At 34.4% G+C, this 19702-nt stretch carries 3 protein-coding genes and 1 pseudogene; all 4 read right to left on the reverse strand.

All coding sequences use genetic code 11. The annotated features are described in order from the left end of the window. Positions 1-110: 110 nt before the first annotated feature. Positions 111-2945, reverse strand: a complete 2835-nt coding sequence (locus Q4Q40_RS18415) for a M16 family metallopeptidase (protein ID WP_303303447.1) — start codon at positions 2943-2945, stop codon at positions 111-113. A gap of 442 nt (positions 2946-3387) precedes the next feature. Further along, on the reverse strand, positions 3388-4368 hold the full coding sequence (locus tag Q4Q40_RS18420; RefSeq protein WP_303303448.1) for a PorP/SprF family type IX secretion system membrane protein: 981 nt from the start codon (positions 4366-4368) through the stop codon (positions 3388-3390). A gap of 36 nt (positions 4369-4404) precedes the next feature. Further along, on the reverse strand, positions 4405-18408 hold the full coding sequence (locus tag Q4Q40_RS18425) for a T9SS type B sorting domain-containing protein (RefSeq protein ID WP_303303449.1): 14004 nt from the start codon (positions 18406-18408) through the stop codon (positions 4405-4407). Between the two features lie 84 nt (positions 18409-18492). Next, positions 18493-19702, reverse strand: a pseudogene (locus tag Q4Q40_RS18430) (PorP/SprF family type IX secretion system membrane protein); the annotation flags it as partial.

Genomic DNA, 19702 nt, shown 5'->3' on the forward strand with positions numbered 1-19702 from the left:
TATTAAGAAAGATATTGGTTTACTTTTTTATTATATATTTTTTTAAAAAATTCTTGAAATTGACTATCTCTGAGGCAATGGTCGGAGATTTTTTTAGATTTAAAAACACTTTAAACTTCAGGTTTAAATACTATTTCATAGGATTTAACTCCTTTTAAAAGTTTTTTAACAAAGCCTTGAATGTCTTTTGTTGTAATAGTTTTAATAATATCTTCAAAATTCTTTGAAGCATTCATATTATAATTTTCACGATAGTAATTTACTAACAAACTCATATCGTAACTATTATAATTTTTTTGCTGTTTTCTTTCTTTTAAATAGTTTGTTAATGTTTTATCTAAATCTTCCTGAATAATATTTCCTTTTGCTATTTTTTTAATTTCTTGGTGCACAATAGTTATTAGGGTTTCTGCCTTTTCTGGATTACAATCAAAATTTACAGAAATGGATGCTTTTTGTAGTGGACGTTTAGACAAACCTGCGCTTGCTCTAGCTCCATATGTTCCTCCTTCTTCTTCTCTTAAGGTTTCTGTAAACCTTAACTTTAGCATATCTCCTATTGAACGGGCTATTAGGGCATTTTTTAAACTATGTTTATAATCATTTTTATATAAAATCCTTACTGAACTTTTTGGGTCTTCCATTTTTAGATAAATATCTTTATCTATTTTCCCACTAAGCCATGGTGTTGAGTTATCTTTCCAAACTTCTTTTTGTTTATTGGTTGGTATACTAGCTATATATTTTTCTAATAAAGGTTTAAGGCTGTCTTTTTGAATATCTCCAACAATAAAAAACTCAAAGTCTGCAGCATTACCAAATCGGTCATTATAGATCGTCTTTATCTTATCGAGAGAAATATCTTTAATAAAATCATCATTAAACAGGCGTCGCTTTGGGTTATTAGCACCATACAACGCAACCGTCATACTATCCTTCATTTTTTCTCCAATATTTTCTTTTCTTCTTATTTTGTAATTCTCTACATTTTGCATGATAACATTAAATCCATTCTCATCAAAACGAGGCTTCACAAAACGAAGATATACCATCTGTAACATCGTCTCTGTATCTTTTGTTACAGAAGAACCTTTTATGCTTTCTGACAGGCCTGAGATACTAACTGAAGCATCAGCCGTTTTACCTGCTAACACTTTTGGTAAGTCTGTATCTGAATAATCTCCTAACCCAGAATATTGTATAACATTGCTTAATAAATCTGCTGAAGGCAAATCTGAATCTTTTAATAAAGAAGTACCTCCTTTACTTATACCGTTTAATTGTACATCATTTGCTTTTTTATTAGCATATTTATAATGCACTTTAATATCATTACTCAAAGTAAAAGTCGTAGATTCTAATGCTTTATTTTCCTCTTCAGAAATAATCTTTCCTTTTTTTATAGTAATACCAGAAATTAGTGTTTTTCCTCCAAAATCATCTGTATAAGCTTCTATAGATGTATCATTTTCTACTGCATTAATAGTGCTTAAAGCTTCTTCTTTGGTTAAATTATTATTACCAGCGACCCCTGTAACAGTTAAAAATCTGTTTTTATCTGTATATAGTTTTTTAAGGGCTGCATGAACTTCTTCTGATTTTAATTTACTATAAATTGATTTTACTATTTCAAATTCTTTTTCAATATCTGTAATCGTTTCATTATTTAAATAATTATCTTGTATTGATTGAGCGATACTAGCATGAGATACATCATCTTTTTTACTAACTTGATTTTCGTAATAGCTTAGTATATCTGATATAGTTCGGTCTATTTCTGCTTTGGTAAAACCAAATGTCACCGCTCTATTTACTTCTGTTAAAACAGATTTAAATGCTGCTAGTTGCTCATTTGGTTTTGGGAATATAGAAATGTTAAAAGTTTTAGTTGTTCTGGAATGATTTGCATAATTAATACGAGCACTAAGAAAAGTAGCTTCTGGCTTTCTGGAAAGCTCGGTTATCCTTGCAGATAGCATATTAGTAGCCATATAGTTTAATAAGGATTCTTTTAAACTTAAAACGGTTTCGTTTTTTAAAGGTTTGGGGTGCCTGATTCCAAAACTTATACTAGATGTGGAAACTTCTTCATCCATAGCCATAGCATACAGCATATCTTCATTATCTGGGATATTAACAACGAAACGTGTTTTAGGTTCTTTTACGGCTGGAATCTTTGAGAATAGTTTTATAATTTTTTCTTCTATTTGATTAACGTCTATATCTCCTACAACAGCAATAGCTTGCAAATCTGTTCTATACCAATCTTTATAAAAATCTCGTAATGCTTTATATTCAAAATTATCTACAATATCCATTAATCCAATTGGCATACGTTGTGCATACTTCGAATTATTAAATATAGTTTCTTTAGTTTTCTGAAAAATTCGCACCCTCCCATTTTGTCGTGTACGCCATTCTTCTTTTATAACGCCTCTTTCTGCATCAATTTCTTCGTCTGTAAGCAATAAGTAGTTTGACCAATCGTGTAATATTAATAAGCCAGTATCTATAAGCTCTGGTGTTGTTGGAATGTTATTTATATTATATACTGTTTCATCAAAAGATGTGTAAGCATTGATATCTTTTCCAAAAACCAACCCATGTTTTTCCATGGCATTTAAAAGGCCTTTTCCTTCAAAATTTTTGGTACCATTAAACGCCATGTGTTCTAAAAAATGTGCTAATCCTTGCTGATCATCATTTTCTAAAACAGAGCCTACGTTTTGGATAATATAATAGCTTGCTACATCTTTGGTTACATCTGTACTTTTTAGATAATAGGTCATACCATTTGGTAAAATGCCCTTTTTAACGCTAAGATCTACAGGTAACAAACTATTTAATTCTGTGTCTAGTACTTTACCTTGTCCAAATAAATGGGTTGCTGTCCCTGCTACAAAAAACAGGAAAGCAATTACTTTAACTTGATTCTTAATAATCATTCGTTTTTAATTTGGTTTTACGTTTATATTACTACTAAGACGTCATTTATCTTACTAACCCCTGCTAATGAAATGTTAAAATTATTTTTTCCTTTCGAAGTTGTTTAAAATTTTATAAAAATCACCTTTAAACTAACAACAAATAAAACTTAAAAAGGGTGGTTTTATAAGTGATTATTTATAGAAAATTGTAAACAAAGACCATATAAATATACTCTAGAAAAATAAAAAAGGAAGGAAGAATTAAGAGTCGTTTCAATTAGATAGTTTATCAGAATTGTTAGAAATTGATAATAATCTCTTTAAACAAAAACTCGAATCAAGGATAGGAAAGCTATTAAAAGAACTGTGGTAAAACTGAATTCGTGCGAATTCGTGATAGAAATTTATAAAAGTTGAGAGCTAATTTATATTCCTATAAGGCAAACTTATAACATTATAATTAATGTATTGGACTTTGTGTACATGGACAGTTACTTATACCACGTAAAAAGTCAAATCCTATAGTAACCATATGTGTACCAGAATTAAAGCTAGTTAAAGCATTTGTTGTTATTTGATAAGCATAGCCGAAATAAAATTTAGATTTTTTAAAACCCGCCATCGGGCCAATATTTAAAGGTTTAAAAAATTGATCATTAAGAAAACGGTATGCTATACCTGCCCAGTAGTAATCTTCATTTCTACTAAATTTTCTAAATTTAAAATTCACATCTGTACCGGACCTGTTATCACTAGCAAATAGTTGATAATAGATTGATGGTTCGAATTCTAAGCCACTTTTTTTAGGGCCTCTAAACGTGTAACCAGAGTATATTTGATAATTTATAAGTAAATCTGGCTCTAATTGTCTAACAAAATCATCAAAGTTTTTAGGCAAAATATTATTTGCATTAAAACTCAGAAAAAAGCCTCTATTTCTATATAAAAACCCTACATCAAAATTATTATTTGAAGTAGCTCTGTCGTCTGTCACTCCAGTTGGAAATGGCGACCCCGTATTGGGGTTATAGCCTTCAAATTTAGCAATATCAAGCCTAAAACTGTTAATATTATAAGAAATACCAAACGACAAATACTGTTTTGAATAATAATCTAAAATAAGATGGTGAGCAAAAGAGAATTTAGCCCCCTTTTGAAGTGTAAATCCATTACTATCATTATATAAAGATACCCCAATCCCAGAACGGTCTGCAATTCTAAAATCGGCATATAAAGATTGATTCTCTGGAGCATCTTTAATACCTACCCATTGTGCCAATCCATTAGCTCTTATCTTTAAGTTATCACCAATTCCTGCATATGAAGGAGAAACCACAAAATTATTTTCTGCTAAATATTGCGTAAAGACAGGCAAATTTAGCTCTTGGCTATAGCTTTTAGCTATAACCAAGAGACATAAATATATATATAGTTTTTGCATTTTAAAAATTTTTAAAATCATAATCACTTATTTTCATTATCTATAAAGTGTAAAGTGTCCAACAATTTCACGATCATCTTTAGGATCATTTAGTTTTAAAATATACCAATAATCTCCAGATGGAAGTTGTGAGCCATTGTAGCTACCATCCCATTTTTCACCCACTCTCAATGTTGCTATTGCACGACCATATCTATCAAAAACATCGAAAGTAAGGTCTTCGTATTGAGATGTACAACCAGGTCCCCATTCATCAAGATCATTATCGCCATTAGGGGTAAAGTAATTAGAAATACATACATCTATATATTCAAAATATCTGCTAGCAACAGCAACACATCCATTACTATCTGTAACTGTTACTGTATAATCTCCAGAAGCATAAATAATAAATGTATTAGTGCTACCATAAGATTCTCCATTAAGCGTGTATTCATATGGTGCCGCTCCTCCACTAGTTACAGCAACAATTTCGTTTAACCCGCCATCTTCTAAAACAAGTGTTAATGGCTCAAATTGAGAAATATCGAAATTTTCGGTTCTTTGACTACAACCATTCACATGTCTTACATCTATATAATGGTTTAATCCAGGTGGCACATTTACAAACACATTACTATTTTGAAATGCATTGCCATTTAAAGCGTACTCTAAATCTGTAGAACCTGTTATACTTTCGTCTACAGTTACGGTAACCGTATTGGTTGATATATTACCCGTACAACTATACGCAACAACTGCTTCTGGATTAATCCTTATAGATTCAGGGAATGTAATATCCCATTCCGATTCACATCCAAGAGCATCACGAACATAAACTATATGATCGCCGCCACCTAAGTTATTAAAATCAAATTGTGTTTGTGTAGCGGTTCCTGTTGTGTATGTACCATCTATATCATCTAAGGCAACACTATATGGCATATTTCCTCCAATAATATCAACACTAAAGCTTCCATTCAGATCACCTTCACAAATCTCTGCCGTTATTGAACCTGGAACCATACTTAAGAATACTGGATCTGGAGAAAAAATCTCGAAATCATAACGCTCTAAACAACCTAATTCGTCCTGAGCAATGGCTTGATAAATACCTGGTTCAAGGTCTGTAAATATTGGTGATTCAAAAAATTGATTCAAAGAAGGTGAAATAGCATATTTAATGATTCCTGTTCCTCCCGTTGCTTCTATTTCTAAAATACCATCATTAGCACCAGAACAAGTTAAAGGGAATTCTGTAAAAGTTACTATCAATGGGTCATTAGGCTCTGTAATTTGTATACTTTCCATGTCCGAACACCCACCACTATCTACTCTTACTTGGTAGGTTCCAGCTACAAGATTGGTAAAAACACCTGGACTATCTTGCGTTACTGGGGTTATGTTGATAGTTCCAGTCGCATCCAATAAGGTATACACATAATTACCGATACCACCTTCAGCCGTTGCATTTATAACACCTGTATTATCTCCTTTACAATATATAGTTTGACTCGGAGAATCAAAACTAAGAGCTAAATCTACAAGTGGTTCAATTGTAACTTCATTCGATTTGGCCGTAGCACAACCATTTGCATCTCTAACATAATAAACATACGTTCCATCTGCTACCGATAATGTTGCTGGTAATGTTCCTAATGGCGTTGTATAATTTTCAGTAGCACCATAAGTATATGTTCCTGTACCTCCAGTAGCAGTTAATTCTAAAGTGCCACCAGCTGGACATGTTATTGGATCTGTTCTCATTAATGTTGCTATTACTTCAGTAGGTTGAGTTATAACGACATCGTTTGTGGTATATGTACAATTAAACCCATCGGTTACTGTAACATTATACGTTCCAGCTCCTAAATCTGTAAATACAGGAGATATTTGAGGTCCAGATGAACTTGGTGTTGGTAAAACCGTATTAAGCGTATATGAATAATTATTAATTATTGGTCCTTGCCCTCCAGTCACAGCACTTACTGTAATTGTAGCATTAGTATCGCCATAACAATCTAATAAGGTTGTACTTGGAGTCACTGTAGCATTAATTGGATCTGGAATTTCTAATAATACATTAACAAAATCGATACAACCTCTGCTATCTCTTACCCTTACCGTATAATCTCCTTCAATTAATCCTGAGAAATCAAACACATTGCTATATGATGTAATAATACCTCTTGTAGCTTCCTCCAATTGGAATTCATATCCTCCAGGCCATCCTCCATCTGCTGTAACAGAAATAGCTCCATCATTATTACCACTTACACAAGTAATTTCTGTGTGAGTTTCTTGGATATCTAAAGCTCTTGTTGGACGTTCTATAGTAAAGTTTTTATTTACTATACAGAACGGCGCATTTACCAAACTAGCATTTATAGTATAGGTACCTGCACTAAAATTTGACAGAGTAATCGGGCCAGCATTAGATGCTGAACCTGATCTAATCGTACTACCTAAATCATTAATTATATTATAATTGAAAGCCCCTGATTCATCTGTTGGTATAGGTGATCTATCTATAAAAGTGATATTAACACTTCCATCTGAATCTGAAAAACATGTAACATCAACAACTGTATCAATTGTAAGATCAAAAGTATTTGGATCAACTACATAATGTGTTGTTTGAATACTACAATTAGTATCTAAATTAGTTACAGTAACAAAATAGTTTCCAATAGCTAATCCAGTGAATACTCCTGTACTATTTGTTTGACTGTATATACCTCCTATTGTAACTCCTACAACATCTTCTACGGTATATTCTAAATTTGGAGGTATACCTCCACTACTTGCTACAGATACTGTAATATCCTCATCATTAGTACAAGTAATAGCATTATCTATAGTTATGTTTACAGTTTGTATATTTATAAATGGTAAAATTGTTTCTGTTGTACTACCAACACATCCATTATTATCATAAACATTTATAGTATAGGTACCTCCTAATAAGTCTGATTCAATAAATACATTATTTGGACCAAACTGCTCAACTGTACCTCCTCTAATAAATTCATAATTACTAAATGTACCAGAACCTCCTACTGCATTATCTACAGTTATAGAAGCAAAGTTTGGCGTATTAGCACCTACACTACAAGCATATTCTACTACAGATGTAGATGGTACTATAAGATTTGGTTCATTCACAGCTTGTGTACTAATACCAAAACATCCTTTGGCTGAATTTACTTGTATTGTATAAGTCCCAACTGTTAACCCTGTAAAAACATTTGAGGTTTGTGGAGCTCTTACAATAGGCGCTGTAATCTCATAGGTATAAACTGGATCATCGTTACTTGTTGGTAAGTTTACAGTAATCACACCATCGTTACCTCCATTACAACTTATGTCTGTTGGAGTGGTAGTAAATGTTACTGGTGTTGGATCAAACGTTCTTACCACATCTGTTTGCGTTGTACAGCCATTAGCATCTGTAATTTCAAATTGGTATGTAGCTGCTGTAGAAGCCGAATAAGTAAAAGTTGTTCCTACAAATGCTATTGGAACTCCTGCATAACCTCCTGAAGCTATATTTACTCTGTATCCATAAGGTGGATTTCCTCCAGCCACAGTAACATCTATAGATGCTTCTGTTGGCACTGAACATGTAAGATTTTTATCTAATGTTGCATTTGATGCAAGTGGCTCAAAAACTGTTATTACTGTAGCACTGGTTCCTGTACAACCATGTCCATCTTTAATGGTCACAGTATAAGATCCCGCTGCATTTACTGTAAATGTCGGATTTGTTTGAAAAGACACCCCACCATCTATACTAAATGACAATGGTGTTACCAGACCCGTTCCTGGTATTGCTGTAAAAGTAAATCCAGAAGCAACGGTACATTGATTTGAAGCTAAAGGTGGCACTGTTACTGTTGGTAATGGGTCATTAATAATTGTAACTGTTTCAAATTCAGCACAATCATTAGCATCTCTAACATATACATCCCAAACTAAGTCTGTTCCTGAATTTGTATTAACATTTATAATATTGCTGTTACCATATGCTGCAAGTGCAGGGGGTCCTGTACCAGATATAACTGCGGCATAAGTATAATTTGGTGTACCTCCTACTTCTGTGATTGTAATTTGAGAATTATCGTTAGTACAAAATATATTGGTTGCAGTAGCAGTAAGATCTAAAGGCACTAATGCTTCTTCAACATCTACTGTAGCTGTTGCTACACAACCTGTTATATCGTCTGTCACTTCAATTAAGTAAGTATTAGCAGATAACGTTCCTATAGCAATTGTTGCTAATGTTTCACCAGTCGCTCCTCCTGTACCATTAATAGTATAGCTATAAGTTCCTGCAAAATTACCAACAGTAAAGCTTATTGCTCCGTCAGAACTACCTGTACAACTTATATTATCAACTAACGATCCTGAAACTGTGATATTTGTTACTGGATCTACAGTATATGATTCTGTATAAAAACAACCATTTGCATCTGTTACTTTAAAAGTATAAGTATCTGGTGCTAATAATGTAAAAATACCTGTTGTATTTGATGTTGCAGAAGCTGCAGGAGATGTTATCTCATAAGTTAATGTACCTACTCCAGTTCCTCCTGCTGGTGTTACAGTAACCGTACTTGTTGTATCGTTACATGTAACATCTGTACCTGTAATAGTACCTGCTGTTGGTGGGTTTAATGCTGTTATATTTACAGTATCGCTAAACGTACAACCTTTGTCATCTCTTACTGAATATGCAATGATTTGGTTAACACCAGTATCGTTCACTGTTAATGTGTTAGTAGCACTAAAACCAGATCCATTAAAACTGTATTCGTATGGTCCTGTTCCTGTTGTTGTATCAACCGTTACGGTTACTAAACCTGGTTGGGTAGCATTCGTTGTTGTATTACAACTAAGTGGCGTTGTTACTGATGCTGTTGCATTTAAAACTAAAGGCTCATCAATAGTTACTATTTCTAGAGCTGAATCACAGTTTTTCGCATCTCTCACAATCACATTATAAGTTCCTTGCGGTAAACCAGGAAAATCATTAGAAGCCTGGAAAGTGGTACCATTATCTATACTGTATTGGTACGGTGATATTCCATTGGATGCTGTTACTACGATACTACCGTCTGAAAGACCATTACAACTTACATCAATTTTCGCAGATAAAGATGTTGGCGGTACCAGTGGATCGATAGTAACAACATTAGATGTCGCATCACAAGTTTGAGAATTTGTAACTCTAAACTGATAGTCTCCATCTGTACTCGCTACATGAGTAGCCCCTGGGCCTGAAATAGGACCATAGGTACCACTGTTAAAGCTAACTTCATAAGTATATGGGCCTACACCTGTTCCGCCACTTGGTGTTAAAGTAATAATGGCATCAACACCTAAACATTCTAAATCTTGTGTTAAAGCAGCATTTAATAATAATTGAGGTTGCACTACATAAGGTACTGATGCCTCACAACCATTTCCATCTCTGATACTTAAAGTATACGTTCCTGGTCCATTAATTGTAAAATTTGGACTTACTTGATAAGCACCTCCCATACTATAAGTTGCTGGTGCCACAGGTGCAGTTCCAGATAAAACAATGTTTAAAGGAGTTCCTACATAACATTGTAGAGCTGGTGAATTTATTGTAGGTAGTGCATCTGTAGGTAACGTTTCTGTATCAGATTGCACACAACCATAAGCATCTCTTACATAGATATCATATGCTAAACTTCCTGCTAAATTAAACGTATTAGCAGTTGACCATGCCCCTAAAGGGTCTCCAGATATTACGGCTTGATATTCATATGGTGCCGTACCAAACTGTGCTGTTGCTGTAATAATTCCTAATTCATTACAATTGGCATTTTTCGAAACAGAGGCCTCTATTTCTAATAAAGCAGTTGATTCGGTAATATTAAATTCAGAAGTTGTTACACTACAACCCGCATTATTAGCTCCAACATCTTCTGTTACCAATACAAAATAAGTTCCAACTGGTAATGGTCCTAAATTAGCGACAGGGAGTGTTCCATTAGCTGGAACCGTTCCTGAGCCTGTAATACCTGTTGTTGCCAGCGTATGCGAATTAAATACCTCATAAATAACATCTGTAGTTCCTGAATAAATACTCGTAATATCAAAACTTACATTTCCATCAGCACTTCCTGTACAAGAAATATTATTTTCAACAACTGCATTAGCCGTTAACGTAGAATTTGTTTCTATAGGAACTGTTGATTGTTCAAAATAATAACATTGTGTTACTTCATCAAAAATAATAAACGAGTAAGTTACTCCTGGTGTTAAATTGGTAAATGTTGATGTCTCACCAGTTCCTGAAGCATCTGCATCTTGCCATGGTGCAGTAGTTGGTGCAGTATAAGTTATTCCAGGACCTGTATAAATAGCAAAATGATATGGTCCATTTCCTGTTAATGCCCCTCCTACACTAACCACAACAGTTCCCCCTGTGGTACAAGTTGTTGGTAAAGGTGTTATTGTAACATCTAAATTGGATGGAGGAGATGCAACTAATACATCTTGAATCAATTCATTACAACCATTACTATCAACTACACGTATTTGATATAATCCAAAATCAACTACATTAAAAGCAACGGATGCTGTTCCTGTAGCATTAAACTCTGAATTAGAATAACCATTTGTACCAGTAACAAAATAATTATATGGTCCTGTGCCACCTGTAACACCATCAACTATAATAGATCCGCTTGATATTCCAACTCCTGTACATGTAATAGGAACTGCATGATGAGTCACATTAAGATCAGCTGGTTGATTAATTATAACTGTATCTGTATCTGTACAACCATTTGCATCAGTAACAGTTATGGTATAAGTTCCTGCTGATAATCCGCTTGTTTGCGTTCCATAATTTGTGCTTTCTGTATCGTTATGAACATTTATGGTAAAAGGAGCTAATCCCTGTGTTGTATCAATAGTAACATCAATAGCGGCTGTGTCTTCTCCAAAACATAAAATAGTTTCTGTTGTTGATGCTACTGCTGTAACATCTGGATTAACTGGAATATTCGTTGTTATCACATTTGTTTCTACTGTACAACCATTGGCATCAGTAATTTCAAATTGATACGTATCTGCTGTAGCCGCTAAATTATAAGTAAATGTCGTTCCTACAATTGCTATTGTACCTCCATAAGCGCCTGTACCTATTTTAACTTTATAAGAATAAGGCCCATTTCCTCCAGCTACTGTAACATTCATAGATGCATTTACTGGTGACGAACATGTTAAATCTTTGGTTAAAATCGCACTTGCAGTAAGTGGATCCAAAATTGTTGTTACAGCACTGGTTGCTGTACACCCGTTTCCATCTCTAATAGTTACGGTATAAGTTCCAGGTGCAAGTCCATTAAATAGTGGGCTTGTTTGATAAGTTGTACCACCATTTATACTATAAGATAATGGCGTTATCAGTCCTCCTCCTGGTGTTGCTGTTATAGTAAATCCAGAAGTACCATCACTACACTGATTAGACACTGTAGCAGTTACTGTTGGTAATGGATCACTAACAATAGTAGCAGTACTTGTTGCAGGACAACCATTATCATCTAATACATATACATCCCAAACGAGGTCTGTTCCTAAATTTGTATCAACTGTTATAATATTATTATTACCATAAGCTCCTACTCCAGGGGCTCCTGCTCCAGATACAACTGCGGCATACCTATAATTTGGTGTTCCTCCTGCAACAGTAACAGTAATTTGTGAATTAGCATTAGTACAAGATACATTTGTTGATGTGGTTGAAGAAATTGTTGGAGCATCTAATGGTTCTCCAACATTTACTGTAGTGGTTGCCACACAACCTGTAATATCGTCTGTTACTTCAATTAAGTAAGTGTTAGCAGATAACGTTCCTAGAGGAACTGTTGTTAATGTTTCACCAGTCGCTCCTCCTGTACCATTAATAGTATAACTATAAGTTGTTGCAAAATTACCAACCGTAAAGCTTATTGCTCCATCAGTACCTCCTATACAACTTACATTATCTACTAACATTCCTGAAACTGTAATATTTACTACAGGATCTATAGTGTACGATTCTGTATAAAAACAACCATTTGCATCAGTTACTCTAAAAGTATAAGCATCTGGAGCTAAACCTGTAAAAATTCCACTAGCAGCTCCAGTAACATTTCCTGTTGCACTTGCAGGAGATAAAATCGTATAAGTTAGTGATCCTACACCATTTGTTGGTGTTAAAGTAACATCACTTGTTGTATTTACACATGTAATTGGTAAAGAAGCAAAAGCTAAATCTGTTGGAGGATCTAACGGTGCTAATGTAATAGGTGTACTATTAAATGTACAACCTTTAGCGTCTCTTACAGAATATGTAATGTTTTGGCTTGTACCATCATCGTTCACCGTTAATGTGCTAGTAGTACTATAAGCAGATCCATTGAAACTGTATTCGTATGGTCCTGTACCTGTTGTTCCATCAACCGTTACAACTACTGTAGCTGGTTGAGCTGCACTAGTAGTCGTATTACAATCAAATGGTGTTACCACATGTGATGCAATTAATGCCGCAGGTTCGGTTAATATTACTGTATCAGAATATGTACACTCTTTACTATCTCTCACAATCACATTATATGGTGATCCTGCTACAGTTAATCCATTAAAGACATTAGAGGTTTGGAAAGTGACTCCATTATCAATACTGTATTCATACGGTGGTACGCCACTAGATGCTGTTACCACTATACTACCATCTGTATCTCCAAAACAATTAGGATTCACAGATGCTATCGTAGCAGTTGGGAGAACTATTGGATTAACCGTAGTAATATTAGATTCTGCCACACATCCACTTGCACTTGCATCAATTATTCTAAATCGGTAATCACCTGCCGTTGCTGTTAAGTGTGTAAACGTTGTTCCTGTTATTGGTATTATTGTTGAATTATACGAAAGACCTCCATCTCTGGATACCTGATATTCGTATGGTGGTATTCCTCCAGAAACGGTACCAGTAATTAAAGCATCTGGTGAGGCTGTACAATCTAAATCCTTAGTTAAAACGGCATTTGCCGTTAATTGTGGTGCAATAATTATAGGTGCTAAAGCATCTGTACACCCATTAGCATCTCTTACTGTTAAGGTATAGGTTCCTGGAAGTAAATTAGCAAATGTATTACTAGATCCAAATGGACCAGCATTAATATTATATTCAAAAGGGGCTTGCCCTCCAGTTACTCCTACTACTATGGTTGCCCCAGTAGTTGTATCGTAACATAAATTTGATGCTCCATCAATGCTAGCTATTGGGTTTGTTGGAGCACTTAAACTTAATGTTGTACTTGTATTTGCTTGACAGTTTTTGGCATCTGTAACTCTTACAATATAATCACCAGAAGAGACATCGTTTAAAATACCACTACTAGGGAAATTAGTAACAAGATTTAATGTAGTTGCGTCTAATAACTCATAAGAATATGCAGCAGTACCACCTGTAGCTGTAGCTGTAACAGTAGATCCAACAAGACATGTTATTGGTGTTCCTGAAGCATTAACTTCTAATAAATTTGGTGAAGTTATATTTTGTGTAAATGTATCCATACAAGTAGTTGCTGCAGCATCATAACGTATTAAAACGTTATAAGTACCAGCTGCTAAACCTGTAATAGTATGAGGTGATGTTAATTGTGTATTCCAAGTTGTTCCATTATCTATAGAATATTGGAATCCATTTGTAGTATCAAAATTCTGTGCTGCAATAGTGATAGTTCCATCGTTTGCATTTAAACATGTAACATCTGTTGCATTTGTTATTTGCGATGTAAAAGCATTATTAGAATCTATTACAAAAGGAAAGTTAACTTCTGTAACACAACTTGCAGGAAGTTGAAAAACTCTAATATCGTCTAGAGCTAAATCATTTCCGCTTGTTTGCTGTACATTAGATCTTATTATAAATCTTAAACTTGTATTAGCTCCAGGATTCAAAGTCATTGGAGTTTTAGGATAATTTTCCCATTGTTCAGATTTTGGTATATTCCCTGTACTAAATGAAGAAATTTCTGTACCAGAACCATCAATTAATGCCACCGTTATATCTGGATCAAATAGAGATGAGCCTGATGAGCTAATTAGATTCATTGCAAAAAACTCTACATTAATAGGACGATTAGGAATAATATCGTTTATGGTTTTTTCATATAAAATTGCTGTTGTAGGTATTGTAGCTCCAATATTAACAACCAAAAATCTTCCATCTGGAGTTACTGGTACAGTGGCAGGTGTATGATCTACCGGATCTAACCATCCACCAAAAAGATGTATTATATCAGAAGTAACAGAGTACTCACCATCGTTAATTCCAATATGACCACCACACTCAGTCCCCACTTCTTGTCGTTCAAAACAATAATACGTAGTATTAATTCCTGGAGATGTAGTGTCTTCACCATAACCAAAATCCTCATTTAATAAATTACTATAAGTTGGAACAGTTAATAATCTATACTGTACTGTAATTTCATGAGGTCCGGAAGGTACATTTAAAAATATTTCAGGATTTGTTGTATTTGTATTTACAACACCATCTAATAAATATGTATACTCATAAGAAGAACCTCCTGTGTTGTTAACAGTGACTGTACTAGTTGCAGTTCCATCACAGTTAAAATCAGGATTACCAATATTTATTGTTGGAGGTACTGGTTCTGGATCTAAAATAATATCTGGCATTGCATAAATACAGCCGTTAGCATCTCTAACATACAAAGTATAAGTTCCAGGCAACACATAAGCTTCATTTGTAGTTACCCAAGTAGCTTGGTTATCAAAACTATATTCATAAAAATTTGGACCAGGAAATGGTGTTCCTCCTTGCGGATTAGTAATACGTAATCTTCCTTCTCCAGATGGACCACAACCTGCTAATTCTGATATACCACTTGAAGCAGTTAAAGCTTCACTTGGTTGATCTATTATAATGTTTTGAACAGTGCTAAAACAATCTGTACCAGACAATGAATATCTAATCATAGTCTGATAAGTTCCACCACTAAGGTTAGAAAATGTTGGATTAGTCACATAAGTAGCTCCATTGTCTATACTATATGCTATTGTGTTACCATTAGCATTAGTTACATTAAACACTATTTGTCCATTATTATCATTATAACATAAAATATCTGTTTTAGTAACGCTAAAATCTGGAGGTAATATCTCATTTACTGTTATTGATGTATTTACAGAACAGTTATTAGAATCAACAACTCTAATATCATATACACCTCCTGGAGCTACTACAGGTATTGTAGGTATTGTTTCAAATTCTGTAGCACCATTTATATAATAGTAATAAGTGCCTGACCCTCCTACTGGATATACTGTAATCTCACCATCTGCACATGCTGTTAATGGTGTTGTTAACGCTGCACTAGCTGTTAACTCTGCTGGGTTTTCTATTTCTATATTTCCTGTAAATACACAACCATCATCTGTTGATACATCTATAGTGTATATTCCCGGGTTTAAGTTTGGAAACGTATAACTGTTAGCATCTATAGGACCTACATTATTTATGGTTCCACCACCTTGGGAAATTGAAAAGTAGTATTGTGGACGAACATCATTCGCCGCTATTATAACACTTCCTTGTTCGTTATTACATAAAGGCTGTATTATATTAGTAGAAACAGTAAAATTTCTTTCTCTTACTTGAATATTTGGTACTGTAAAAATACAAGGATTAGATATTAGACCTGTTTGTCTAATATAAACAGTATAAATATCAGGCGTAGTAATAGAAAAAATATTACTTGCCTGGTAATTTACATTGTCAATACTATATTCATAATCACTAATAGGAACGTCTCCAACAACTATTTCTCCAGGTGTTGTACAAATAATATCCCTTGATGTTGCTGTAGGTACCAATACATTTTCATAAACATTAAAATAAAATACATTGGAACAACCTCCAGAATAATTTAATGTCAGTTTATATTGACCTGGGCTATCTACAAGATAATCTGCTCCTGTTTGTACTGTATTCCATACACAACTTATATCTGTACTAGTATTAGCACATTCAATATTAGCAACTGCAGGACACCCTTGAGTTTCGTCTAGTTTTTCCCAAACTATGTTATCGGCATCTGTAATATTTGTTTCAATAAATCTTGTATCATTAGCGCCACACATAAATATATATGGTAACTCGACTCCATCATCAGGACATCGAACGACCTCGTTTGCAAATGGAATTACAGGATTTGTTACACCTGCTCCATAAGTAATTACATTAAATATTTGATCGATAGATTGACAAGGTGCCGTTGCCGTATTACGAACCGTATATACGCCTGGTGCTGTAACTGTTATGGATTGGGATGTTTCACCTGTAGACCACAAATATGTATCATAATCGTCACCTGCTTCTAATGTGACATTAGCACCACAAAGTATCACATCTTCTTCAAACGTACAATCAATATCTGCCAAAAAGTTAGTTGCTGCTGGTGTTATTAAGCAGCCTGTATTGGCGCTATAACTTGGATCGTCTGAAATAGTGAAGTCCTGATTTAATGTTCCTTTATATTTTGAAAATGCTTGATTACTTACAATATTATCACAGGCATTATTTAATAAGCTACATTCTCTTACAACCGTAACTTTAAAACGAATTTCGAACATAGGGTCAAACTCTTCAACCACAGAATCATCAATTGCGAAAATAAGTTCTCTAGTAGCAGCATCATAACTTTGTACTGTAACCCCACTAGGTAATAAACCTATGTCTGCTGGGTAATCAAAATCTATATTTCTTGGTAGTACATCTCTAATGGTGGCTTCTGTAGCATTATCATTTCCTGTATTTTGTATCCCAAGCACATAATTTAATTCATCTCCAAGATCTACCAATGTTCCGCTAATATCATTTCCAAAAGCATCCTCAACCGTTTTTGTAAGTACTAAATTGGGTGCGATAATATCGACAGCTAAAGCGAAAAAATATGGAAAATAAGTATCTTGACTCGTTTCTAAACGAACTGTAGCACCTGAATCACCATTACCAATAACGTCGTTATCCGCATTAGGAACCATCATGACTCCTGTATCAAATCCTAAAGTGTTACTACTATTAGGATTTCTTGGAGCTATACTTGATACTGAACTATCGAAAAAGTTGTTTCTCAAGCGATCAGTATCAGACAATCTTGTGCCATTAATCCTTAAACGGTCTCCTTCAAGAGGTTTATCTCCTTCTAAAGCAGCAAATGCAAAATTTGCATAAACTGGTGCTGGTGCAGGCACTGTTCTAAATCCAGAAATCGGAATATCTAAATCAAAGCCAGTTCTAATAGTACTAAAGCCATCATAACTAGTAATTGACTTACCTGTGTATGAAGGGTTCTGGTAAACTATAAATAAAGACCATCCTGCTGAATATCCTGTATGGTTACCAAAAGTGTCTGTTCTCCCCTGAGCTGACGATACATTTGCAACTGTATATGTTCCTTGATCGGTACCTAATGCTCTTATTATATCTGTTACATCTGCATAACATACATATGGAAAACTATTACCTCCATCTACCGATGATGATCCTGCATCGAAAATAACTTCATCTGCTACAATATCATTATACCCCCCTATTGGTCCTTTCAATTTTACATTATTAATAGATTCAGGTCCCTTTACAACGGCACTCCAATACAGGGCGGCATGTACTATTTCATAACAATCGTTGGCATCTATTGGAATATCAGGGTTAATAGGGATAAGTAAATCCGCACTAGAAGAACTAAATGTTGATCCATCAGAATCAATGTCAATATATCTCATATTAACATCATCATTAGTTTCATTGTTATTATTGTAAGCATTATTGCTTGGTCCCAAAATATTATTACCTATCAAAACGATATCACCCTTTAAATCTTGATCAAATCTAGGAGGGCTTGTCGTACCTGAAAAAGGCACATAATTTTGAGCAAATAATTGCACACTGAACAATATCAATAAAACGATAAGTCCGTTTTTAAAAATAGTAGGTTTTTTCATAATAGTTTATATTTGACACTTCTTTATCTTCATGGGGCAAATCAGAAAAAGAGTAGTTAGAGTTTAATTTTGCAACATATATTTTTAGTTTTCTACTTTAACCATAGACATTTTACTGTTGTACGGTTTACTTCCTTTATCTTCTAAAGCTTTTTTAGCTTGTTCTACATAATCGTACTTTTTATAATAAATAAAATATTTACTTGTATTCTCATCGTAGAAGAAATTAACATCAGCTTGTCCAGAAGATACTGTTTTTGTTAAAAAGTCATCTCTTTTATCAACATCGCTATGCACTGCAATTACTAAATAATAACCGCTTTCTACGTTTTTAACATCTTTAACAATTATATTACCGCTCTGTTTTTCTCCAAAATCAAAATCTTTTTCTTCAGGCGGTACAGCACTTACAGAAGTATTTTTCTTAATTCTGTTTAATGCAGCCATATCTTTTTTATGTCTATCCTCTGCATTCTCGTAATCTGCTCGTTTAATTCTTCGTTTTCGTTCTATTTCTGTTGCTATATTTATTTTTTCTAATGCTGCCATTAAACTTTTTCTCGAATTAACAGCTTTTATTTGTTCAGATTTTAACCTTTCTAACATTTTTAGATCATCTGGATTAATCGAATTCTTATATGATTTTTCTAACGCTGTAATTTTCTCATTTCTACTTTTTATAACACCATCAAGTTCTGATTTTAAGGATTCTAAAGCAGCATTTTCTGCCGTAATACTTTTAAAAGGCTTTGGCGCTAAAAATATTCCTTTTTCACTTAAATCATTTTCTTCTTTTAAATCTTTAAGATCTTGATCTCTACTAGCTACTGTTTCGTCTAGTCTTGTTAATAGATCATTCATCGATTTAGTTATATCATCAACTGGTGTTTTAACTTTTGCTTCAGCGGCAGCTTTAGCTCTTGCAGCTTCTGCATCGGCTTTTGCTTTTGCTTCGGCGGCGGCTTTAGCTCTTGCGGCTTCTGCATCAGCTTTTGCTTTTGCTTCGGCGGCAGCTTTAGCTCTTGCGGCTTCTGCATCAGCTTTTGCTTTTGCTTCGGCGGCAGCTTTAGCTCTTGCGGCTTCTGCATCAGCTTTTGCTTTTGCTTCGGCGGCGGCTTTAGCTCTTGCGGCTTCTGCATCAGCTTTTGCTTTTGCTTCGGCGGCAGCTTTAGCTCTTGCGGCTTCTGCATCAGCTTTTGCTTTTGCTTCGGCGGCAGCTTTAGCTCTTGCAGCTTCTGCATCAGCTTTTGCTTTTGCTTCGGCGGCGGCTTTAGCTCTTGCAGCTTCTGCATCA

It is taken from the genome of Flavivirga jejuensis (assembly GCF_030540765.1).
In the GTDB taxonomy this organism is placed as follows: domain Bacteria; phylum Bacteroidota; class Bacteroidia; order Flavobacteriales; family Flavobacteriaceae; genus Flavivirga; species Flavivirga jejuensis.